21 protein-coding genes, 2 tRNA genes and 1 pseudogene are annotated in these 20,158 nt (G+C 64.4%); 17 read left to right on the plus strand and 7 right to left on the minus strand.

The window, feature by feature from the left end:
- The 3 genes and pseudogenes from WBG82_RS06625 to WBG82_RS06635 all read left to right on the plus strand — a co-directional run.
- Positions 1-271: pseudogene (locus WBG82_RS06625) on the plus strand (MerR family transcriptional regulator); the annotation flags it as partial.
- 136 nt (positions 272-407) lie between these two features.
- Positions 408-484: transfer RNA gene (locus WBG82_RS06630), tRNA-Pro, on the plus strand.
- Positions 485-502: 18 nt separating this feature from the next.
- Complete coding sequence (locus WBG82_RS06635; RefSeq protein WP_424422907.1) at positions 503-649, plus strand: hypothetical protein; 147 nt, start codon at positions 503-505, stop codon at positions 647-649.
- A 15-nt stretch (positions 650-664) separates the two neighbouring features.
- On the opposite strand, the gene WBG82_RS06640 is transcribed toward WBG82_RS06635, so the two are convergent.
- Positions 665-880: a DUF2842 domain-containing protein gene (locus WBG82_RS06640; protein WP_324297338.1), complete on the minus strand. Its 216-nt coding sequence runs from the start codon at positions 878-880 to the stop codon at positions 665-667.
- 71 nt (positions 881-951) lie between these two features.
- On the opposite strand from WBG82_RS06640, the gene WBG82_RS06645 reads away from it, so the two are divergent.
- Positions 952-2,031 carry a COX15/CtaA family protein gene (locus WBG82_RS06645; protein WP_424422909.1) on the plus strand — a complete coding sequence of 360 codons (1,080 nt, stop codon included), beginning with the start codon at positions 952-954 and terminating at the stop codon, positions 2,029-2,031.
- Between the two features lie 96 nt (positions 2,032-2,127).
- Here the strand turns inward: WBG82_RS06645 and WBG82_RS06650 are convergent, their stop codons facing one another.
- Genes WBG82_RS06650 through WBG82_RS06660 form a run of 3 tightly spaced genes read right to left on the minus strand, consistent with a single transcriptional unit; the run spans position 2,128 to position 4,678 of the window.
- Complete coding sequence (locus WBG82_RS06650) at positions 2,128-3,402, minus strand: O-acetylhomoserine aminocarboxypropyltransferase (protein WP_424422911.1); 1,275 nt, start codon at positions 3,400-3,402, stop codon at positions 2,128-2,130.
- A 33-nt stretch (positions 3,403-3,435) separates the two neighbouring features.
- On the minus strand, positions 3,436-3,858 hold the full coding sequence (locus WBG82_RS06655; protein ID WP_424422913.1) for a CoA-binding protein: 423 nt from the start codon (positions 3,856-3,858) through the stop codon (positions 3,436-3,438).
- A 4-nt stretch (positions 3,859-3,862) separates the two neighbouring features.
- Entirely contained in the window at positions 3,863-4,678 is an 816-nt protein-coding gene (locus WBG82_RS06660; protein WP_424422916.1) for an enoyl-CoA hydratase, read from the minus strand.
- Between the two features lie 187 nt (positions 4,679-4,865).
- On the opposite strand from WBG82_RS06660, the gene WBG82_RS06665 reads away from it, so the two are divergent.
- The 5 genes from WBG82_RS06665 to WBG82_RS06685 all read left to right on the plus strand — a co-directional run bounded on the left by WBG82_RS06665 (position 4,866) and on the right by WBG82_RS06685 (position 8,303).
- The gene (locus tag WBG82_RS06665; RefSeq protein ID WP_424422918.1) at positions 4,866-5,312 is read left to right on the plus strand and encodes a PaaI family thioesterase; all 447 of its coding nucleotides are present in this window, start codon (positions 4,866-4,868) and stop codon (positions 5,310-5,312) included.
- Positions 5,313-5,459: 147 nt separating this feature from the next.
- Positions 5,460-5,924, plus strand: coding sequence for a 50S ribosomal protein L13 (gene rplM / locus WBG82_RS06670; RefSeq protein ID WP_324297344.1), 465 nt, complete (start codon positions 5,460-5,462; stop codon positions 5,922-5,924).
- Positions 5,924-6,397, plus strand: coding sequence for a 30S ribosomal protein S9 (gene rpsI / locus WBG82_RS06675; protein ID WP_424422922.1), 474 nt, complete (start codon positions 5,924-5,926; stop codon positions 6,395-6,397). The genes rplM and rpsI overlap by 1 nt, the downstream gene beginning before the upstream one ends.
- A gap of 83 nt (positions 6,398-6,480) precedes the next feature.
- Positions 6,481-7,440: an N-acetyl-gamma-glutamyl-phosphate reductase gene (gene argC / locus WBG82_RS06680; RefSeq protein WP_424422925.1), complete on the plus strand. Its 960-nt coding sequence runs from the start codon at positions 6,481-6,483 to the stop codon at positions 7,438-7,440.
- A gap of 107 nt (positions 7,441-7,547) precedes the next feature.
- On the plus strand, positions 7,548-8,303 hold the full coding sequence (locus WBG82_RS06685; protein ID WP_424422928.1) for an FkbM family methyltransferase: 756 nt from the start codon (positions 7,548-7,550) through the stop codon (positions 8,301-8,303).
- 3 nt (positions 8,304-8,306) lie between these two features.
- Here the strand turns inward: WBG82_RS06685 and WBG82_RS06690 are convergent, their stop codons facing one another.
- A complete protein-coding gene (locus WBG82_RS06690; RefSeq protein ID WP_424422931.1) occupies positions 8,307-9,131 on the minus strand; it encodes an EamA family transporter in 825 nt (274 codons plus the stop codon).
- A 214-nt stretch (positions 9,132-9,345) separates the two neighbouring features.
- Positions 9,346-9,981, minus strand: coding sequence for a TetR/AcrR family transcriptional regulator (locus tag WBG82_RS06695; RefSeq protein ID WP_424422933.1), 636 nt, complete (start codon positions 9,979-9,981; stop codon positions 9,346-9,348).
- 106 nt (positions 9,982-10,087) lie between these two features.
- Here WBG82_RS06695 and WBG82_RS06700 point away from each other — a divergent pair, with 106 nt between their 5' ends.
- Positions 10,088-10,615 (plus strand): VOC family protein, encoded by a 528-nt coding sequence (locus WBG82_RS06700; RefSeq protein ID WP_424422935.1) that lies wholly within the window; start codon positions 10,088-10,090, stop codon positions 10,613-10,615.
- A gap of 17 nt (positions 10,616-10,632) precedes the next feature.
- Positions 10,633-11,064, plus strand: a complete 432-nt coding sequence (locus tag WBG82_RS06705; RefSeq protein WP_424422937.1) for an ester cyclase — start codon at positions 10,633-10,635, stop codon at positions 11,062-11,064.
- A gap of 30 nt (positions 11,065-11,094) precedes the next feature.
- On the opposite strand, the gene phaC is transcribed toward WBG82_RS06705, so the two are convergent.
- A complete protein-coding gene (gene phaC, locus WBG82_RS06710) occupies positions 11,095-12,990 on the minus strand; it encodes a class I poly(R)-hydroxyalkanoic acid synthase (RefSeq protein ID WP_424422966.1) in 1,896 nt (631 codons plus the stop codon).
- A gap of 209 nt (positions 12,991-13,199) precedes the next feature.
- Here phaC and WBG82_RS06715 point away from each other — a divergent pair, with 209 nt between their 5' ends.
- The 6 genes from WBG82_RS06715 to WBG82_RS06740 all read left to right on the plus strand — a co-directional run bounded on the left by WBG82_RS06715 (position 13,200) and on the right by WBG82_RS06740 (position 19,737).
- Positions 13,200-13,829: a hypothetical protein gene (locus tag WBG82_RS06715; RefSeq protein ID WP_424422939.1), complete on the plus strand. Its 630-nt coding sequence runs from the start codon at positions 13,200-13,202 to the stop codon at positions 13,827-13,829.
- Between the two features lie 279 nt (positions 13,830-14,108).
- On the plus strand, positions 14,109-15,371 hold the full coding sequence (locus WBG82_RS06720; RefSeq protein ID WP_424422942.1) for an LL-diaminopimelate aminotransferase: 1,263 nt from the start codon (positions 14,109-14,111) through the stop codon (positions 15,369-15,371).
- The gene (locus WBG82_RS06725) at positions 15,368-16,678 is read left to right on the plus strand and encodes a homoserine dehydrogenase (protein WP_424422944.1); all 1,311 of its coding nucleotides are present in this window, start codon (positions 15,368-15,370) and stop codon (positions 16,676-16,678) included. The genes WBG82_RS06720 and WBG82_RS06725 overlap by 4 nt, the downstream gene beginning before the upstream one ends.
- A gap of 33 nt (positions 16,679-16,711) precedes the next feature.
- Complete coding sequence (glpX, locus tag WBG82_RS06730; RefSeq protein WP_424422946.1) at positions 16,712-17,683, plus strand: class II fructose-bisphosphatase; 972 nt, start codon at positions 16,712-16,714, stop codon at positions 17,681-17,683.
- Positions 17,684-17,747: 64 nt separating this feature from the next.
- A complete protein-coding gene (gene recJ / locus WBG82_RS06735; RefSeq protein WP_424422948.1) occupies positions 17,748-19,556 on the plus strand; it encodes a single-stranded-DNA-specific exonuclease RecJ in 1,809 nt (602 codons plus the stop codon).
- A gap of 106 nt (positions 19,557-19,662) precedes the next feature.
- Positions 19,663-19,737, plus strand: a tRNA-Glu gene (locus WBG82_RS06740).
- Positions 19,738-20,158: the final 421 nt, after the last annotated feature.

The following is a 20,158-nucleotide window of genomic DNA, read 5'->3' on the forward strand; positions in this document are numbered from 1 at the left end:
CGGCTACACCATCAAGGGCGTGCAGAAGGTCTTTCGCGAACAGGGCGTGAAGTTCGTGAGCGAAACGGGCAAGGGCACGGTCGATGCCTCGCTTGCCGAGCGCGCGCGCGAGGCCGTGAAGCGCGGCGAGCGGCGGGAGCGCGAAGAGGAAGGCGGCGCCCTGCTCGACGCGGGCGCGCGCCAGGCGCTCGACGCCATTCTCAACGAACTCATCGCGCTCAAGGATGAGGTCGACGAGACGCTGTGGGAGAGCGACGAGGGGGAGAACTGAGCCTCCGCGCCGCGCGCGATCCGCGCAGGACGAAAAAGCCTTTGAAAAAGCGAGATTGAGGCGTTGCCCGTTCGGGAAGTGACGTCTATATTCCGCGCGCCTTCGGAAGGGCTCGGCCTTTCCATACCGGTTCAGTCGGAGCGTAGCGCAGCCCGGTAGCGCACTTGTCTGGGGGACAAGGGGTCGTCGGTTCAAATCCGGCCGCTCCGACCATTTACCTGGCGGCCCGTCGTGGCGACCGATGCCCCCGGCGGGGCGCAGTCGAGCGGCCGCATAATGGCGTCAATGGAGAGTGCCATGCTGACCATCCTTCCCATCCTCATCATGCTCGTCGTCATCGCGGCTCTGAACAAGGCGCAGACCGGCCACTTCTTCTGAGCGTGACGCCGGCGTTCACTCGTCGGGACGCAGCATCCAGATCATGAGGTAGCGGGCCGGGAACGCCCAGGCGACGCCCGCAATCAGATAGTAGAAGAACTGTACCAGACCGTGATCGGGCAGATGGCCGCTGACGGCGATCGTCATGATCAGGAACGAGTAGAGCGTAAGAAAGACCAAAAGCACCACGGTGCCGATGAGCTTGCGAACGCGAATGGGCAGGCGGGGCATCTCGATCTCCGGTCGCTGGGCGTGTGGTGCTCTGATAAGGCATTCCGCTTCGATCGGCAAAGGGGGCGCAGATGGCGGTGAGCGTTCAGACCGGAACTCCGGATCAGGGATTGGGCAGCGCCTCCGATCGGCAGATCGCGGCCCGGCGCCAGATCGCCTGGTGGCTCTTCGGCGTTGCGGGGCTCATTTTCGCGATGGTGATCGTCGGCGGGCTTACTCGGCTCACCGAATCGGGCCTCTCCATCACCGAATGGAAGCCCGTCATGGGCGCGCTGCCGCCGATGAGCGACGCGGCCTGGGCCGACGCCTTCCAGAAATATCAGCAGATCCCGCAATATGAATTCGTCAACAAGGGCATGACGCTCGACGAGTTCAAGACGATCTTCTGGTGGGAGTGGGGCCACAGGCTTCTCGGACGGCTGATCGGCTTTGCATTCCTCCTGCCGTTTCTCTGGTTCATCGCGACGCGCCGCGTCGAGCGCGCGCTCGCGCCGCGGCTCGCCATCATGTTCGTTCTGGGCGGCCTTCAGGGCGCGCTCGGATGGTGGATGGTGAAGAGCGGCCTCACGCATAGGGTCGATGTGAGCCAGTACCGGCTGACCGCGCATCTCGGCCTTGCGACGCTGATCTATGCCTACATGTTCTGGACGGCCCTCGGACTCTGGCGCGATCGCGCGCCTATTGTCGTGAGCACGGGCCTCAGGCGCGCGGCGAACGGCCTTGCGGCGCTCGTCTTTGTGCAGATGCTTCTTGGCGGCTTCGTGGCGGGGCTCAAGGCCGGCTATATCTACAACACCTGGCCGCTCATGGAGGGACGCTTCATCCCTTCAGGTCTTTTCGCGCATGAGCCGTGGTGGATCAATTTCTTCGAGAGCATGCTCACCGTGCAGTTCGATCACCGCATGGTCGCCTATCTCGTCGCCATCCTCGCACTCTGGCACTGGCATGCGGCGCGGCCCTTCCCCGAGGCCCGGCGCAGCGCGACATGGCTTGCCCTCGCCGTCATGGCGCAGATCGGGCTCGGCATCTGGACGCTGCTCTGGGCGGTGCCGATACCGCTCGGCGCGGCGCATCAGGCCGGCGCGCTCATCGTGCTCACGCTTGCGCTCGTTCACGCGCACAGGCTGCGCGAGATCCGCCAGCAGGGCTGACAGCCTCAAGCGCACTGCTCAAAAGATTTGGGCAGCTTCACCGTTTTCAGAAACGATGAAACTGCCCAGGGATCGGCTCGTCTTGCGAGTTGCGGATCAGGCGTTCAGCGCCTGATCGAGATCGGCGATGATGTCTTCGACGTCCTCGAGGCCGACCGAGAGACGCACGACATCGGGGGCCGCGCCCGCCGCGATCTGCTGCTGCTCGGTGAGCTGGCGATGCGTGGTCGATGAGGGGTGAATGATGAGGCTCCGCGTGTCGCCGACATTGGCGAGATGCGAGAAGAGCTTCACGGAATCGACGAGCTTCACGCCCGCTTCATACCCGCCCTTGACGCCGAAAGTGAAGACGGCGCCCGCGCCTTTCGGGGAATATTTCTGCTGAAGGCGGTAGCAGGGGTCGTCTTCGAGACCGGCATAATTGACCCAGGTCACCTTCGGATGGTTCTTGAGGAACTTCGCGACCTTGAGCGCCGAGTCCGAATGACGCTGCATGCGCAGCGGCAGGGTTTCGATGCCGGTCAGGATCTGGAAGGCGTTGAAAGGCGAGATCGACGGTCCCAGATCGCGCAGGCCGAGCACGCGGCAGGCGATCGCAAACGCAATGTTGCCGAAGGTCTCGTGGATCTTGAGGCCGTGATAGGACTCGCAGGGCTCGGAAAGCGTCTTGTACCGGCCGCTCTTCGACCAGTCGAACTTGCCGGCATCGACGATGATGCCGCCCATCGAGTTGCCGTGGCCGCCGAGGAACTTCGTCGCCGAGTGAACGACGATATCGGCGCCATGCTCGATCGGACGGATGAGATAGGGCGAGGCGAAGGTGTTGTCGACGATGAGCGGAATGCCCGCCTCATGCGCGATCGCCGCAATGGCCGCAATGTCGACAATGATGCCGCCCGGATTGGCGATGCTTTCGATGAAGACGGCCTTGGTCTTCGGGCCGATCGCCTTCTTCACATTGGCGGGATCGGTGACATCCGCCCAGTCGACAGTCCAGTCGAACTTCCTGAACGAGTGGCCGAACTGCGTGATGGAGCCGCCATAGAGCTGCCTCGCGGCGACGAAGTGGTCGCCCGGTTCCATCAGCGTGTGGAAGCAGAGGAACTGCGCCGAGTGGCCCGACGCGACGGCGAGCGCCGCCGTGCCGCCTTCGAGGGCCGCGACGCGCTCCTCGAGCACTGCCGTGGTGGGGTTGGTGATGCGTGTGTAGATATTGCCGAAGGCCTGAAGGCCGAACAGCGAAGCCGCATGATCGACATCGTTGAAGACGAAAGATGTCGTCTGGTAAATCGGTGTTGCGCGCGCACCCGTTGTCGGGTCGGGCTTGGCGCCGGCGTGAACTGCAAGCGTATTGAAACCGTAGTCAGCCATGTGGCTCTCCCTTTGATTGCCCGACGGACGAACTCAGAGGCCCAGTCGCGGGATTTCGATCTTCGGACAGCGATCCATCACCACCTTGAGCCCGGCGGCTTCAGCCCTCGCTGCTGCCTCGGCGTTTATCACGCCCAGTTGCATCCAGACAAACTTCGCCCCGACCTCGATCGCCTCGTCGCAGACGGCGCCCGCCGCTTCCGAATTGCGAAAGATATCCACCATGTCGATCCGTTCGGGAACGTCGCGAAGCGTCGCATAAACGCGCTCTCCAAGGAGCGTCTTGCCGGCGAGGCCGGGATTGATCGGGATGACGCGGTACCCCCGGCCCTGCAGGTAGCGCATGACCTCGTTGCTGTCGCGGGCGGGGTTAGCGCTGGCGCCGACCAGCGCAATGACCCTGGTCGAGGTCAGGATCTCGCGCAGCCCGGCGGGGTCGCAGGTCCGTTGGTCCATCCCGTCAGCGGTCCTCCCATTTGGGATCGCGCTTCTCGATGAAGGCGCCGATGCCTTCTTCCGCGTCGCGGGCGAGCATGTTCGTCACCATGACTTCGGCCGCGTAGTCATAGGCATCGGAGAGGCCCTTTTCGAGCTGGTTGTAGAACGCCTCCTTGCCGATCGAAACGGTGAGCGCCGATTTCGCGGCGATCTTCGACGTGAACTCCGCGACCGCCGCATCGAGTTCGCCCGCGGGCACGACGCGATTGACGAGGCCGAATTCGGCCGCGCGATGCGCGTCGATCATCTCGCCAAGGAGCAGCATCTCCATCGCATGCTTGCGCGTGAGGTTCCTCGACAGCGCGACCATGGGGGTCGAGCAGAAAAGGCCGATATTGACGCCGGGCGTCGCAAAGCGCGCATCCTCGGCGGCGACGGCGAGGTCGCAGCTCGCGACGAGCTGGCAGCCCGCCGCAGTCGCGATGCCGTGCACGCGCGCGATGACGGGCTTGGGTAGCCGCACGATCGCCTGCATGAGCGTGCTGCATTGCTGCATGATCTTGCGGAAATAGGCGCGGCCGCGATCGGCGTCACCGCGATGCGCGGTCAGCTCCTTCAGGTCGTGGCCGGCCGAGAAGGCGGGCCCGTTTGCCGCCAGCACCACCACGCGCACGGCGGGATCGGTCGCAATGGCGGCAAGCTCGTCGATCAGCGCCGTCATCAGCGCCTCGGAAAGCGAGTTGCGCTGCGGGCCGCGATTGAGGGTCAGGGTTGCGATGCCGTCGCGGTCCTCGCGGATGAGGACAGGTTCGGCGGGCCGGGAGGCCGGCTGGGACATGGGACGCACTCTCGATCGTTACGGAATGGCCGGATGGCCGCGAGGGAGGATTGCAGGCGATTATGCGGGGTGAGGCAAGAGGGAAGTGCGCAAGGCCTCGGGCGGCAGATTTCGGTTGGCCATGCGAGGGCGCATCTGTATGTGAGACGGCAACGGCCCGGAGAGGCTCACAGCAGGGAGAAGCGGAATGGCTGGCGAAACTCACCCCGTCATGACGGTCGCGGAGCTCGAGCGGTTCATGGATACCGCCTTCCCGCAAATGCATGAGGGCGGCCGGCTCAACGTCATTGAAGAGGTGGGGCCGATGACGGCGCGGCTCCGCCTGCGCTATTCCGACCGGAACCTGAGGCCAGGCGGGACGATTTCAGGCCCGGCCATGATGGCGCTGGCGGATTACGCCATGTATGCCGTGGTGCTCGCCCATATCGGGCCGGTCGCACTCGCGGTGACGACCAATCTCAACATCAATTTCCTGCGGAAGCCCGAGCCGGCGGACATTCTGGCCGAGGCGAAGCTCCTGAAGCTCGGTCAGCGGCTCGCGGTTGGCGACGTCACCATGTGGCAGGAAGGCGGGGAGGGGGCGGTCGCCCATGTGACCTCGACCTATTCGATCCCGCCGCGCCGGCAGGAATAGCGGTATCAAAATACCGCGTATGAAAAGTGCCTGCCAGACGGGCACTTTCTCCCCTTTCCGTTGACAGGCGGGCCGCCTTCCCTTAGAAGCAGCGCCAGTCCGAGGGCCGATTTCCGGCCCTTTTCCAGATTCCGCAGGATTTTTCGCATGAAGACCTATTCCGCGAAGCCCGCCGAGATCGAGAAGAAGTGGATCGTGATCGACGCCGAGAACATCGTCGTCGGTCGTCTCGCGACGTTCATCGCGAACCGGCTGCGTGGCAAGCACAAGCCGACCTACACGCCTCATCTCGATTGTGGTGACCATGTCATCGTCGTGAACGCCGACAAGGTGGTTTTCACCGGCGCGAAGTACGAAGACAAGCGCTACTACCGCCACACGGGCTATCCGGGCGGCATCAAGGAAACGTCGCCCAAGAAGGTTCTCGAAGGCCGTTTCCCCGAGCGCGTGCTCGAACTCGCCGTGAAGCGCATGATTTCGCGCGGTCCGCTTGCCCGCAAGCAGATGGGCAACCTTCACATCTATGGCGGCCCGAGCCATCCGCACGAGGCGCAGCAGCCTGAGAAGATCGATTTCGGTGCGCTCAACCGCAAGAATGTGAGGATCGCATAATGGCGCAAGAGACCCATTCGCTCGAAGATCTGAAGGGCGCCATCGAGGCCGAGGCCGCGGAAGAGCGTCAGCAGAAGCTCGACAAGTTCGGCCGCGCCTATGCGACCGGCAAGCGCAAGGACGCGGTGGCCCGCGTGTGGATCAAGCCGGGCTCCGGCAAGATCACGATCAACGGCCGCGACGTCGCCGTCTATTTCGCGCGCCCCGTGCTTCGCATGCTGCTCAACCAGCCGCTGGTGACCGCGCAGCGCGTCAACCAGTATGACATCACCTGCTCGGTTGCGGGTGGCGGTCTGTCCGGTCAGGCCGGTGCGATCCGTCACGGCATTTCGCGCGCGCTGACCTATTATGAGCCGGCGCTGCGCTCGGTGCTGAAGAAGGACGGCTTCCTCACGCGCGACAGCCGCACCGTCGAACGCAAGAAGTACGGCAAGGCGAAGGCCCGCCGCAGCTTCCAGTTCTCGAAGCGCTGATCGCCCGAGGCGATTACGATCAGGGGCGCTTCGGGTTTTCCGAGGCGCCCTTTTTGTTTATGCGAACCGATACGGAGCGCAGCATGGCCACGAAAATCTTCATCGACGGCGAGGCGGGCACGACCGGCCTTCAGATCCGCTCCAGGCTCGACCAGCGCAAGGATCTCGAATTCATCCGTCTGGGCGACGACGTGCGCAAGGACCCGGCGGCGCGCAAGGCTGCGCTCAACAGCGCCGACATCGTCATCCTCTGCCTGCCGGACGACGCGGCAAAGGAGGCGGCGGGGCTGATCGAGAACCCGGCCGTGCGCGTCATCGACGCATCGAGCGCGCACCGGACCACGCCGGGCTGGGTCTATGGGCTTCCCGAAATGACCGAGCGGCAGCGGCAGGAGATTTCGGGCGCATCGCGCGTCACCAATCCCGGCTGCTACCCGACGGGCGCCGTCTCGCTCATCAGGCCGCTGGTGCGCGGTGGCCTGCTGCCCGCCGACTGGCCGGTGACGGTCAACGCCATTTCCGGCTATTCGGGCGGCGGCAAGCAGATGATCGCCGAGTTCGAGGACGAGACCTCGCCGAACTATACGCATGTGCCTTACCGCATCTATGCGATGGGCCTCGAGCACAAGCATGTCGAGGAAATCCGCGTGCATGGCGAGCTTGCGCACCGGCCGCTCTTTGCGCCGGCCGTCGGCCGCTACGCGCAAGGCATGATCGTCGAAGTGCCGCTCCAGCTCTGGGCGCTGCCGGGCGATGTGACGGTCGCGCAGGTTCACGAGGCGATCGCGGAAGCCTATGCGGGCGAGCGGTTCGTGTCGGTGGCGGCGCCTGAAGAGGCCGCGGCTCTGAAGACGCTCGATCCCGAAGGGCTCAACGGCACCAACAACCTCAAGCTCTTCGTCTTCGGCAATGAGGACAGGAAGCAGGTGCGCCTCGTCGCGCTGCTCGACAATCTGGGCAAGGGCGCCTCGGCGCAGGCCGTGCAGTGCCTCAACATCATGCTCGGCATCGACGAGGGAACCGGCGTCGAACTCGCCTCCTAGAAGCAGGACGCCAGTTCCGGTTTCCGATCCATATGTTCCATAAGGCTGTTTTCTTCTCCTGAATCCGGTATGTTGCCGTGCGGAGAGGAATCATGCCCGGAAAAATCATGGATCTGACCATCCGACAGCGGATGACGTGGGTTGCGCATTTGTTCAAGGCCGTTGCGTATCAATATCATCGTCCGCTTGCGCGGAGTCTGCGGAGCTTGATCCCGCATGATGGAGTGGTCGTTGATGTGGGGGCCCATGCCGGTCAGTTTGCAAAACTGTTTGGCGGCATGGCGCCGGAGGGACGGGTCTATGCGTTCGAGCCGGGCGCTTATGCGCTGTCGATTCTGAAGCATTCAGTTCGCTGGCGCCCTAATGTGACGATCGTTCCCTTCGGCCTGTCCGATGCGGAAGGCACGCAAGTCCTTCAACTGCCCATCAAGGCAAGCGGCAGCTTGAGCTTCGGCTTGGCGCATATTTCCGCCGGCGCCACCCAGCCTGCGAAGTCTCATCAGATCCATCTGACCACGCTGGATGGCTTTGCCGAGAAGGAACGTCTGACGCGGCTTGATTTCGTCAAAGTGGACATCGAAGGGTGGGAGGCGCGCTTCTTGTCCGGCGCGTCGAACATCCTGTCCCGTTTTCGTCCCCCCATTCTGATGGAGGTGCGAGAGGATGCGCTGGCTCGAGCCGGTGCGGAGCCAGGCCAGATCTTCGATTCGATCATGCCGCTCGGATACGCAGTGTTCCGGACCGACGAAAAAGCGGGATACAGCTTCCACTGTGTCGATGGCTATGTGGGTAAGTCCGACTATCTCTTCGTCCCGAACGAGAAGGTGGAGTCATTCCGTAACGGATTGATCGAGGCGGCTTAGGCGTCAGAGCTTCAGCAGGATGACGCCGGCCGCGACGATCGCGGCGGCGACGACGGCGCGCCAGCCCAGTCCTTCCTTTAGGATGAGGCCGGAGATGAGCGCGCCGAAGACGACGCTCGTTTCGCGCAGCGCCGCGACGGGGCCGAGAGGGGCGATCGACATCGCCCAGATGACGAGCCAGTAGGCGACGGTCGAGGCCGCGCCGCCGGCCGCGCCGACGAGCCATGCACGTTGCGGGCGCAGGAGCGAGGGCCCGCGCCGCCACAGCGCGATCAATGTGATCGAGATGCCGTCGAGCGCGAAGAGCCAGATCACATAGGCGCTTGCCGTTTCGGCGGTCCGGCCGCCAAGGCCGTCATTCAGCGTATAGGCGGCGATGAAGGCCGAGGTGCCGAGCGCGTAGAGAACGGCGCGCGGATCGGAGGCGCCGCGAGGCCCGTTCTTCGAGCGCCAGGCGAGGCTGACGATGCCCGCAATGATGAGGAAGATGCCGAAGGTCGAGAGCGCGGGCAGTTCCTCCCCGAGGAAGAAAAAACCCGCCAGCGTCACGATCGCGGGCGCCGTGCCGCGCGCCAGCGGATAGACCTGCCCCATGTCGCCATGCGTATAGGCCTTGATGAGAAAGACCTTGTAGCCGGTATGCAGCACGAGCGAGAGGATGAGGATTTTCCACACCTCCCAGCTCGGCAGAGGCACGAAGGGCAGGAGCGGCAACACCATCAGGCTGCCGCTTCCGGCGACGAACGCCATCATCGACAGCCGGTCTTCGTTCGATTTGATGAGCGCGTTCCAGGCCGCATGGAGCAGCGCGGCGAGAAGAATGAGCAAGGTGATGGAGAGGGACAGGATGGTCTCCCGCGCGCATGTGTCGATTTCGCGACGGAGAGTAGGCGCGCGGGCGGAGAAAGCCTAGGCGGCTTTTGCGACAAGGGGTTTGCTTCGAATGGGGGGAGTGGCTGACGGGCACATCAAGGCTCGCGCCCCTCGTCTTCATGGCGCGGTCAGCGCCGTGCCATGGCGGGCGATACGATGCCGAAATCCATCATTGTGAGGAGCAATTGGACAATTTCGAGGCGATGGCCAGTTCTGTGTCCCGAACGAGATCGTCGAGAATGTCCGCAATGCTGATCTTGCGGATCTTGGGCGGGAGCAGCCCCTTTTCCGCCAGCATCACCACGCCGTGCAGCGAGGTCCAGAATCGGAGTGCAAAGCGCCGGCGCGTGAGATCGTCCAGCGCGGGATCGATTGCTTCGAGAACCAGATCGAAATTCGCGTCGGCTGCCGAATAGAGTTCGCTTCCGACGGGGGCCCGCTCGATGAGACGCGAGGCGTACATCAGGCGATAAAGCTCGACATGGCTGAGGCCGAAATCCAGATAGGCATGGGCGATCCGGGCGAGCCGGGATTTCGACGAACGGCGCGCGACCGTCTTCCGGAACGAGGCGCCGAAGGTGCGGAACGCCTTGGTCGCCACGGCCGCGAGAAGCGCCTCGCGGTCGGCGAAGTGCCGGTAGGGCGCGGCCTGGGACACGCCGAGCGTCTTCGCCAGCGCGCTGAAACTCACGGCTTCCGCCCCGTTGCGCTCGACCTCGCTCATGGCGGTATCGATCAGCGCCTCGCGGAGGTCGCCGTGATGGTAGGCGTTCGGCGCCTTTGCGGCTGGAGAGGAACGGCTCATGTTAAGCCTTATAACATTCCGCTTGACGCGAAGGGAACATGCCGCGAAATGTAATACCATATAACATTGCCCGCGCGGAGCGATGCGGGAGGAAAGGGAAGGCCGGATGAGCCGTCTTTTCGGCGCGGTGCGCCAGAACGGATATGTCGTGCGGGATATCCGCGCTGCCATGGACCATTGGGCCAACGTACTCGGCATCGGCCCATGGTTCTATGTCGAAAGGGTGAAGACAGATTATTTCAGGCATCGCGGCGCGGACTCGGATGTCGAAATGAGCATCGCGCTTGCGAATTCCGGCGACCTTCAGATCGAACTCATCCAGCAAAGGAACGATGCGCCCTCGATGTACAAGGAGTTTCTCGACTCCGGTCGCGAAGGCCTTCAGCACATGGCCTTCTGGACGACGGATTATCAGGGCCTCTATGACCGCGCGCTGTCGCTCGGCTACAGGGTCGGCCATGAGGGCCAGATCGGCGGGGCCCAGGGCCGTTTCGCCTATTTCGATACGGAGCTTCATCCCGGCACCGTGATCGAGCTGTCCGATATCAGCGGCAGCAAGGGACGGTTCTTCGAGCATGTCCGGCAGGCAGCCATAGGCTGGGATGGCAGCGATCCGATTCGCCTGATCAAATGAACGACGAGAAGGACAACATGAACGACCTTGCAGAACGCCGCCTCAAGACGGTACGCGATCACATGGCGCTGGAATGCGTCTGCGACTGGGATGCCGTCATCGCCACTTTCGAGCATCCCCGTTACGAGATGTACGGGCCTGGCACGGTGTTCGACGGCGAAGAGGCCGTGCGCGGCTATTTCAGGGCTTCGCGCACACCCTTTCCCGATCAGGCTAACGAGATCATCGCCATCGCCCATGACGGCGACACGGTCCTGGTCGAGTTCTGGCTGACCGGCACCCATCTCGGGCCGTTGAGGCTTGCGGACCGCGTGGTCGAGCCGACAGGAAAAACATTCCGTGTAAGGATGGCGGCGACGTTCGAATTCCCGTCCGGCGGAGACAGGATCATCTGTGAGCGCCCCTATTTCGATCAGGCGGCCGTGATCCGGGCACTCGGGCTTTCATAGGGTTCGCGCGGGGCATCAGCGAAATACGGATCACTCGGCCGATTTCACCTTCACATACGAACCCGGCGCCTCTTCGAGAACCTTGAGGTCGCGGTCGCCGGGCTTGCGCGCCGGGACGTGGGGTCCCGAGTGAGGCTTCACCCAGGCCTCCCAGTCCGGCCACCAGGAGCCGGGATGCTCCGCCGCCCCGGCGAGCCACTCGTCGCCCGTCAGGGGCCGCTCGTCGCTCGTCCAGTACTGATATTTGCGCGCGGCGGGCGGATTGATGACGCCCGCGATATGGCCCGAGCCGGCGATGATGAACTTCACCGGACCGCCGAAGAGCCGCGTTGCCTTGTAAACAGAATTATAGGGCGCGATGTGGTCCTCGCGGCTCGACTGGAGATAGATCGGCACCTTGACCTTGCGGAGGTCGAGCTTCACGCCGCCAAGTTCCATCCTGCCTTCGGCGAGGTGGTTCCTGAGATAGCATTCGCGCAGATAGAAGAGGTGCATCTTGGCGGGCATGCGCGTCGCGTCGGCGTTCCAGTAGAGGAGGTCGAAGGGCACGGGCTCGCGGCCGAGCAGGTAATTGTTGACGACGTAGGACCAGATGAGTTCGTTCGAGCGCAGCATGTTGAAGGTCTGCGCCATGGCAGAGCCTTCGAGAACGCCGCCCGTCGCTTCCATCTGCCGTTCGAGGCCGGAAATCTGTTCCTCGTCGATGAAGACCTGAAGATCGCCCGCCTCGGTGAAGTCGACCTGCGTCGCGAAGAAGGTCGCCGACTTGATGCGGCCATCGCCCTTGGCCGCCATATGCGCGAGGCTCGATGCGAGCAGCGTTCCGCCGATGCAATAGCCGATGGCGTTGACTTCCCTCTCGCCCGTCGCCTTTTCGACCGCGTCGAGCGCGGCATAGGCGCCCTCGAACATGTAATCCTCGAAGCTCTTCATGGCGAGGCGCGCATCGGGGTTGACCCAGCTCACCACGAAGACTGTGAAGCCCTGTGCCGTCGCCCATTTGACGAAGGATTTTTCCGGCGTGAGGTCGAGAATGTAATATTTGTTGATCCAGGGCGGGAAGATGAGCAGCGGCCGCTCATGGACCTTTTCCGTCGTCGGCTCGTATTGCAGAAGCTGGATGAGATCATTCTGATAGACGACCTTGCCCGGCGTCAGCGCGATGTTGCGGCCGACCTCGAAGGCTTTCATGTCGGTCTGCTGGATTTGCAGGCGGCCATTGCCGCGCTCCACGTCTTCCAGAAGATGCTGCATGCCGAGCACGAGATTTTCGCCATTGGTGGCAAGCGTCGTGCGGAGCACTTCCGGATTGGTGAGCAGGAAATTCGAGGGGGAGAAGGCGTTGGCGAACTGGCGGACGTAGAATTCAGCCTTCTTGCGCGTGTGTTCGTCGATGCCGTCCGTCTGCTGAACCTGCGAGGTGAGCCACTGGCTCGCCAGCAGATAGGACTGTTTCATCAGATCAAAGACGATATTGCTCTGCCATTCGGGGTCCTTGAAGCGCTTGTCCCCGCGCGAGGGCTCGATGACGGGCGCGGCCTCCATGCCCATGAGGCGGCGCGTCGCCGATTGCATGAGGCCGACATAGCCGTTCCACAGCTGCGCCTGCGCTTCGAGCAGCCGGAGCGGGTTGCGCACATATTGCGCGGTCACGTCGAGCATGGTCTTGCCGATGCGGCGAAGGTCGAGAAGCGCGGTGTCGACCGCCTCCCTGCCATCATTGTCTGCCATCAACCGGGCGGCCTTCTGGCCGAGCGTCGCCGCCTGAATGAAATTGAGGGCGAGGGCGGCGATGTCGGGCGTTGGAAAAGCGGGGGCCTTCACCTCGGCGGCGCCGGGCGCGGCACCGCCCTTGTCTTCAGGCTGTTTCGGGGCGGCCTGTTTCGGGGCAGCCTGCTTCTTCCCGCGGCTCGACTTCCGGCTCATGGGGCGATCTTCGCTGAGGGTCACGACATTTCCTTGACAGCGGTTCCCCGCGGGCCGCCGAAGGTCGGGCTCCGGCGGACGCGACAAACGGTTTTTTGTTTCGCCCATATATTATACGCTCGGCAGCGCCTGCCGGTAAGCATGCGCGACATTACGCGCGGAGCCGCCCGGCAGGGAGCCGGAACGGCAAGGGTAGGGAGCGATAGACGATGTCCATTCATGGATCGGGCGACAGGTTCGGAGACGGCTCGATGAGCCGCATTCTCGCCAGGGCCGGGGCGACAGCCCTTCTGATCGCAGGACTGGCCGGCTGTTCGGCGGTGCCCGACTGGGCAAAGCCGGGCGATGTGTTTGGCGACGGGCAGGCGGCCGAATCGCCCTCCGGCGCCGGAGGCTTCCCGGCGCTCGCGAACGTGCCGAACGCAAAGCCGGCAACGACCTCGCCCGCCCAGCAAAAGGACATCGCCAACGGGCTCGCGGCCGACCGGGCAGCCGCCAGACATTCCGACGAGGTGCTGCGCGGGGGGACGGAGCCGCCGGCGCCCACACCGCAGCTCACGCCGCCCACCCCCGTCGAGCCGCTCAAGGACGTGCCGCCGGAGGCCCTTCCCAAGAAGTCCTCGAACGAGCAGCGGGTGCTTCCCATGCCGGGGCCGGGCGGCCATGCCTCGCTTGCCGCCGCCCGAGGCGTGAAGACCGCGCAGGCCGACACCGCCAGGAGCGACGCCGCGCCCGCCGAGGCCAAGCCCGCGGCCGATGCCGAGCAGCCGGTCAACGCCGCCCCGACCACCCCGGTCGAGGTGAAGCCCTCAACGGCAGCCAGCAAGGCCAATCTCTGAGCCGACTGTGTTTGTCCGCCGGGGAATAAATATCTCTCCGGCCGCTGATTCCGCCATAATCCCGCCTTGGGAAACGGGCCAGATGGCTGTCCCTCGCTTGCTGGGGAAACCGCCCTCGAATCCGGGCATTAGGCGTGGCTCGGCCTGGGCTTTGGCGTTATAAGGGCGCCCGAGCATCACTTCCCACAATCGGGCCGCAAACGGGCCCCAAAAGGGTTCGAACGAGAATCGGAAAGCCTCCCTCCGATGGAAACGGGAGGCCGGTTTTAGGATCTGGTCATGAGCGAAGAGTTCCATCGCATCAAGCGCTTGCCGCCATATGTCTTCGAGAGCGTCAACAAGCTCAAGGCCAAGGCCCGCGCCGAGGGCAAGGACATCATCGACTTCGGCATGGGCAATCCCGACATGCCGACGCCGCCCCATATCGTTGAAAAGCTCATCGAGGTGGTGCGCGATCCGAAGACGCATCGCTATTCCTCCTCGCGCGGCATTCCGGGGCTCAGGCGCGCACAGGCCGCCTATTACGAGCGGCGCTTCGGCGTGACCCTCAATCCGGAAACCGAAGTCATCGCGACGCTCGGCTCGAAGGAAGGGCTCGCGAACCTCGCCCAGGCGATCACCGCGCCCGGCGACGTCATTCTCTGCCCGAACCCGAGCTATCCGATCCACGCTTTCGGCTTCATCATCTCGGGCGCGGTCATCCGCTCCGTTCCCTTCGAGAGCGAGTCCGGCTTCTTCGACATGCTCGAGCGCGGCGTGAGGCACAGCGTGCCGAAGCCCACGGCGCTCGTCGTTTCCTATCCGTCGAACCCGACCGCGCAGGTCGCCGATCTCGACTTCTACCGCGAGGTCATCGCCTTCGCGGCCAAGCACGACATCTATGTGATCTCGGATCTCGCCTATTCGGAAATCTATTTCGACGGAAATCCGCCGCCCTCGATCCTGCAGGTGCCGGGCGCGAAGGAGCGCACGGTCGAGTTCACCTCGCTCTCCAAGACCTTCGCCATGCCCGGCTGGCGCATGGGCTTTGCCGTCGGCAACGAGCGCCTCATCAACGCGCTCGGCCGCGTGAAGTCCTATCTCGACTATGGCGCCTTCACGCCGATCCAGGTCGCGGCAACGGCCGCGCTCAACGGGCCGCAGGATTGCGTGGAGGAAATCCGCCAGACCTACAAGCACCGCCGCGACGTGCTCGTCGAAAGCATGTCTCGCGCGGGATGGAACATTCCGAGCCCGCCGGCCAGCATGTTCGCCTGGTCGCCCATCCCGGAGAAGTTCCGGCATATCGGCTCGCTCGGTTTTGCGACGCTACTTCTGGAACAGGCTGACGTCGCCGTCGCGCCAGGCATCGGCTTCGGCGAATATGGCGACGGCCATGTCCGCATCGGCCTTGTCGAGAACGAGCAGCGCATCCGCCAGGCGGCGCGCAACGTGAAGCGCATGATGCAGAACGCCGACCAGATTCTTGCCGAATATGAGGAACGGGTGGGTATCAAGGGCAATGTTGTTCCTCATCCAAGCACGAGGGCGGGGCGGACGTGACGAAACCACTTCGGATAGGTGTGGCGGGCCTCGGCACCGTCGGGGTCGGCGTGGTCAAGATTCTGGCCGCGCGCAGGGATTTTCTCGCCGCCGCGGCCGGCCGCTCGATCGACCTCGTGGCGGTGAGCGCGCGCGACCCGAAAAAGGATCGCGGCGTCGATCTGTCGAACGTCCGCTGGGAAAACGATGCGCGGAAGATCGCCAGCGCTGACGACATCGACGTGGTTGTCGAACTGATCGGCGGCGCGGAAGGCGTGGCGCGCGAGGTAGTCGAAACGGCGCTCGCCAATGGCAAGCATGTCGTCACCGCCAACAAGGCGCTGATCGCCAATCACGGGATCGCGCTTGCACGGCGCGCCGAGCAGCACGGCGTAGCGCTCAATTACGAGGCGGCGGTCGCCGGCGGCATCCCGATCATCAAGGCGCTGCGCGAAGGGCTGGCCGCCAACGAGATCACCAGCGTCATCGGCATTCTCAACGGCACCTGCAACTACATCCTCACCGAGATGGAGGCGACGGGCCGCGACTTCGGCGAGGTGCTGAAGGATGCGCAGGCGCTGGGCTATGCCGAGGCCGATCCGTCCTTCGATGTCGGCGGCATCGATGCCGCGCATAAGCTCGCGATCCTTGCGAGCCTCGCCTTCGGCCGCGAGGTCGATTTCGACAACGTTCATGTCGAGGGCATCGAGAAGATCACCGCCACGGATATCAGGTTCGCGCGGGAGTTCGGCTACAAGATCAAGCTGCTCGCCATCGCGACAAAGACGGCGGACGGGATCGAGCAGCGCGTCCACCCGGCGCTGGTGCCGGATGGCTCGCCGCTTGCGGCCGTCTCGGGCGTCTTCAACGCCGTCGCGGTGCGCGGCGATCGCGTCGGGCTCCTGATCCTTGAAGGCCGCGGCGCTGGCGAAGGGCCGACGGCATCGGCCGTGCTCTCCGATCTCGTGGACATCGCGCGCGGCCTCGTCATGCCGCCCTTCATCGTTCCGACGAGCCATCTGAAGAAGCCGGAAAAGGTCGGGATCGACCGGGTGCAGGGCGCCTATTATCTGCGCTTCCTCGCTGTCGATCGCGCGGGCAGCATGGCCGACATCACGCGCGCGCTCGCCGAAGCCTCCGTTTCGATCGAGCGCATCGTGCAGCGCGGCGAGCGCAAGGAAGGCGATACCGGGCGCATGCCCGTCGTCTTCGTGACGCACAAGACGGATGAGAGTTCGATGCGCCAGGCGCTGGCGCATCTGGAAAAACATCAGGAAGTGGCGGGAACCCCGCTCGTGATCCGTATCGAAGAAGGCGAATCACGCTAAGCAATTTCAAAAGAGCCGATGAAGGATAGGGCGATGACTGTCAAAAAGGGCCTGAGCAGGATGCTGACGCTTGAGGTGACGCGGGTCACCGAACGGGCGGCGGTGCTTTCATCCCTGCTGGCGGGGCGAGGAGACGAGAAGGCGGCCGACCAGGCTGCCGTGGATGCCATGCGCAAGGAACTCAACCGCCTCGACATCGATGGCACCATCGTCATCGGCGAGGGCGAGCGCGACGAAGCGCCGATGCTCTATATCGGCGAGAAGGTCGGCACCGGAAACGGCCCCAAGGTGGACATCGCGCTCGATCCGCTCGAGGGCACGACGCTCTGCGCCAAGTCCATGCCGAACTCGCTTGCCGTGCTCGCCATGGCGGAAGGCGGAAGCCTGCTGCATGCGCCCGACACCTATATGGACAAGATCGCCATTGGCGGCGGCTATCCCGACCACCTCGTCGATCTCGATGCGCCGCCCGCCGAAAACATCCGCGAGCTTGCCAAGGCGAAGAAGGTCGATGTCTCGCAGATCACCGCGTGCATCCTCGACCGTCCGCGCCATGCCGAGCTGATCGCCGCCGTGCGCGCGACGGGTGCGCGCGTGACGCTCATCACCGATGGCGACATTGCGGGCGTCATCAACACAACCGATCCCGCCACCCATATCGACATCTATATGGGCGTTGGCGGCGCGCCGGAGGGCGTGCTCGCGGCTGCGGCGCTGCGCTGCATCGGCGGCCAGATGCAGGGCCGCCTCGTGACGTCGAGCGAGGAGCAGAAGGCGCGGGCCGCAAAAATGGGCATCAAGGACTTCAACAAGAAGTTCAGCATGGAGGAGATGGCGTCGGGCGACGTGATCTTCGCCGCGACGGGCGTCACCGATGGCAGCATGCTCGAAGGCATCCGCTATGTGCGCGGCGGCATCACCACGCATTCGGTCGTGATGCGCTCTTCGTCCGGCACGGTGCGCTGGGTCAAGGCGTTCCATCCCTCGATGGAGAAGTTCAAGTAAGGCGGGGCTGATTTCCGTCCTTCCGTCAGGCGGCGGCAGATCGCCGAAATGAGAGGCGGCAGAATTGAACGCAGGCGCCAGACCCTTTCTCGGTGTGGAGCGATCGGCGACGGGCCGCGCCTGGGTGAGCCGCCTCGCCGACGACCGCATGGCGCTCGCCATCTCGCAGCGCGAGGGCCTGCCGGAAATCGTGGCCCGCGTGCTTGCGGGGCGCGGCGTGACGCCCGAGGAATGCGCGGCCTATCTCGCGCCGAGCCTCAGGACGCTCTTGCCCGATCCCTCCACGCTCACCGATATGGACAGGGCGGCGGGCCGCATTGCCGATGCGATCATGAGCGGCGAGCGCGTTGCCGTGTTCGGCGACTATGACGTGGACGGCGCCACGTCGAGCGCGCTCCTAAAGCGCTATTTCAAGGCGATCGGCCGCGACATACGCATCTATATTCCCGACCGTCTCCGCGAAGGCTACGGGCCCAATGCGCCCGCGCTGCTGCGCCTGAAGGAAGAAGGCATTGGCCTCGTCATCACCGTCGATTGCGGGACGATGGCGCATCGCGCGCTTGGCCTTGCCGCCGATGCGGGGCTCGAGATCGTCGTCGTCGATCATCATCAGGCCGAGCCCGCGCTGCCGCCCGCCTTTGCGCTCGTCAATCCCAACCGGCTCGACGACACGAGCGGGCAGGGAACGCTCGCGGCGGTGGGCGTCGTCTTCCTCCTTCTCGTCGCGATCAATCGCAGGCTGCGCGAGGGCGGCTGGTTCGCAACGCATGACGAGCCCGATCTCCTCGGCTTTCTCGATCTCGTGGCGCTCGGCACGGTTTGCGACGTGGTGCCGCTCGTCGGCCTCAATCGCGCCTTCGTCGCGCAGGGCATTCGCGTTCTCGCGCGGCGGGGCAATGTCGGCCTCAAGGCGCTCGCCGATGTGGCGCGGCTCGACGGCATGCCGGGCACCTATCATCTGGGCTTCCTGCTCGGGCCGCGCGTCAATGCGGGCGGGCGCGTGGGTCGCTCTGATCTCGGCGCGCGACTGCTGACGACCGAGAGCGCGGACGAGGCCGCGGATATCGCGATGGAGCTCGACGTGCTCAACAAGGAGCGGCAGGCGATCGAGGCGCAGGTGCTGGAAGAGGCGCTGGCGCAGGTCGATGTGGCGCTCGGCGCCTCGCGACGCAATTCCCTGCCTTCGCTCATCGTGGCTGCCGCGCGGGGCTGGCATCCGGGCGTCATCGGCATCGTGGCGAGCCGCATCAAGGATCGCTACGAGCGGCCTTCCATCGTCATTGCCTTCGACGAAAAGGGCGAAGGCAAGGGCTCGGGCCGCTCCATTCAGGGCGTCGATCTCGGGCGCGCCGTGACCGCGGGGCTCGAAGCGGGGCTGCTCGTCAATGGGGGCGGGCACGCCATGGCGGCGGGGCTCACCCTTCGCGAGGAGAGGCTCGACGCGCTTACCGCGTTTCTCGATGCGAGGCTCTCGGAACAGGTGGCGGCTGCGTCCGAATCACGCGCGCTGAGGCTTGATGGCGCGTTGAGCGCGCGGGGCGCGAGCCGCGAGCTTTTCGACCTTCTCGAACAGGCGGGACCTTATGGCGCAGGCAATCCCGAGCCGCGATTTGCCGTCCCCGCGATGCGCGTTGCGCATGCCGATATTGTGGGGCAGGGACATGTGCGCTGCATCCTGACCGGGGAGGACGGCGCGCGGCTCAAGGGCATTGCCTTCAGGGCATCGGAAACGCCGCTGGGCCGCATTCTCACCGACCGGGGAGCCGGCCTGATCCACGTCGCCGGTCGGCTCAAGGCGGATGACTGGCGCGGTCGGAGGGATGTCCAGTTCACCATCGAGGATGCCGTGCCGACGCGGGATGCGACACCCTGAACTCTTTTGTCTGCAAGGACTTGTCAGGAGGCGCGCCTGCCCTTATAAGCCCGGCTGCGGACCCGTTTGGGATCTCGCGCGGGCCGCAAGGCTCGAAACGCAGCGTGCGCCCTTCGTCTATCGGTTAGGACGCCAGATTTTCATTCTGGAAAGAGGGGTTCGATTCCCCTAGGGCGTACCACTGCTTTCAATGGCTTAGCGCGTTCAACGCCAATCCGTTCGACAGCCGTTCAAGTTTTTTCTGGCGATGCGTTCAACTTCGCTCGCTTTTGTTCCGTTGCAGGTTCTCGTCGATCGCGTCGATGGCTCCGAGCGCCTGCTGCGCGCCGGGCCGGTCGCGCCCCGGCTTCAGCCGGCGTGCTGCGCAGCGCCGTCAAATGACTGGCACGCTCATCGCCCTTCTCGGCTGGCGATGCATGAGCAGTGCTTGAGCTGAAACAAACAGAGAAGCGGTAACGAAAGGGCGCGCCCGGCAAACAGGACCGGGCTCTACGCCACCGCCTTGACGGCGGACGGCGCCGAAACCAGGCAACGGGTTTCGGCGCTGTGGACCATCCTTCGTGCGACGACAATGACGAGCTGGGTAAAGCCAGATGTCAGCA

Source organism: Parvibaculum sp. (genome assembly GCF_049671045.1).
Lineage (GTDB): Bacteria > Pseudomonadota > Alphaproteobacteria > Parvibaculales > Parvibaculaceae > Parvibaculum.

Bases quoted from the DNA above. Each gene is read 5' to 3' on its own strand.
- WBG82_RS06665 (WP_424422918.1), top strand. From the start codon at position 4,866: ATGGCTGGCGAAACTCACCCCGTCATGACGGTCGCGGAGCTCGAGCGG.
- WBG82_RS06640 (WP_324297338.1), bottom strand. From the start codon at position 880: ATGCCCCGCCTGCCCATTCGCGTTCGCAAGCTCATCGGCACCGTGGTG.
- argC (WP_424422925.1), top strand. From the start codon at position 6,481: ATGGCCACGAAAATCTTCATCGACGGCGAGGCGGGCACGACCGGCCTT.
- WBG82_RS06695 (WP_424422933.1), bottom strand. From the start codon at position 9,981: ATGAGCCGTTCCTCTCCAGCCGCAAAGGCGCCGAACGCCTACCATCAC.
- WBG82_RS06645 (WP_424422909.1), top strand. From the start codon at position 952: ATGGCGGTGAGCGTTCAGACCGGAACTCCGGATCAGGGATTGGGCAGC.
- WBG82_RS06650 (WP_424422911.1), bottom strand. From the start codon at position 3,402: ATGGCTGACTACGGTTTCAATACGCTTGCAGTTCACGCCGGCGCCAAG.
- WBG82_RS06700 (WP_424422935.1), top strand. From the start codon at position 10,088: ATGAGCCGTCTTTTCGGCGCGGTGCGCCAGAACGGATATGTCGTGCGG.
- WBG82_RS06660 (WP_424422916.1), bottom strand. From the start codon at position 4,678: ATGTCCCAGCCGGCCTCCCGGCCCGCCGAACCTGTCCTCATCCGCGAG.
- rplM (WP_324297344.1), top strand. From the start codon at position 5,460: ATGAAGACCTATTCCGCGAAGCCCGCCGAGATCGAGAAGAAGTGGATC.
- WBG82_RS06715 (WP_424422939.1), top strand. From the start codon at position 13,200: ATGTCCATTCATGGATCGGGCGACAGGTTCGGAGACGGCTCGATGAGC.
- glpX (WP_424422946.1), top strand. From the start codon at position 16,712: ATGACTGTCAAAAAGGGCCTGAGCAGGATGCTGACGCTTGAGGTGACG.
- WBG82_RS06720 (WP_424422942.1), top strand. From the start codon at position 14,109: ATGAGCGAAGAGTTCCATCGCATCAAGCGCTTGCCGCCATATGTCTTC.
- WBG82_RS06655 (WP_424422913.1), bottom strand. From the start codon at position 3,858: ATGGACCAACGGACCTGCGACCCCGCCGGGCTGCGCGAGATCCTGACC.
- WBG82_RS06685 (WP_424422928.1), top strand. From the start codon at position 7,548: ATGGATCTGACCATCCGACAGCGGATGACGTGGGTTGCGCATTTGTTC.
- phaC (WP_424422966.1), bottom strand. From the start codon at position 12,990: ATGAGCCGGAAGTCGAGCCGCGGGAAGAAGCAGGCTGCCCCGAAACAG.
- rpsI (WP_424422922.1), top strand. From the start codon at position 5,924: ATGGCGCAAGAGACCCATTCGCTCGAAGATCTGAAGGGCGCCATCGAG.
- WBG82_RS06705 (WP_424422937.1), top strand. From the start codon at position 10,633: ATGAACGACCTTGCAGAACGCCGCCTCAAGACGGTACGCGATCACATG.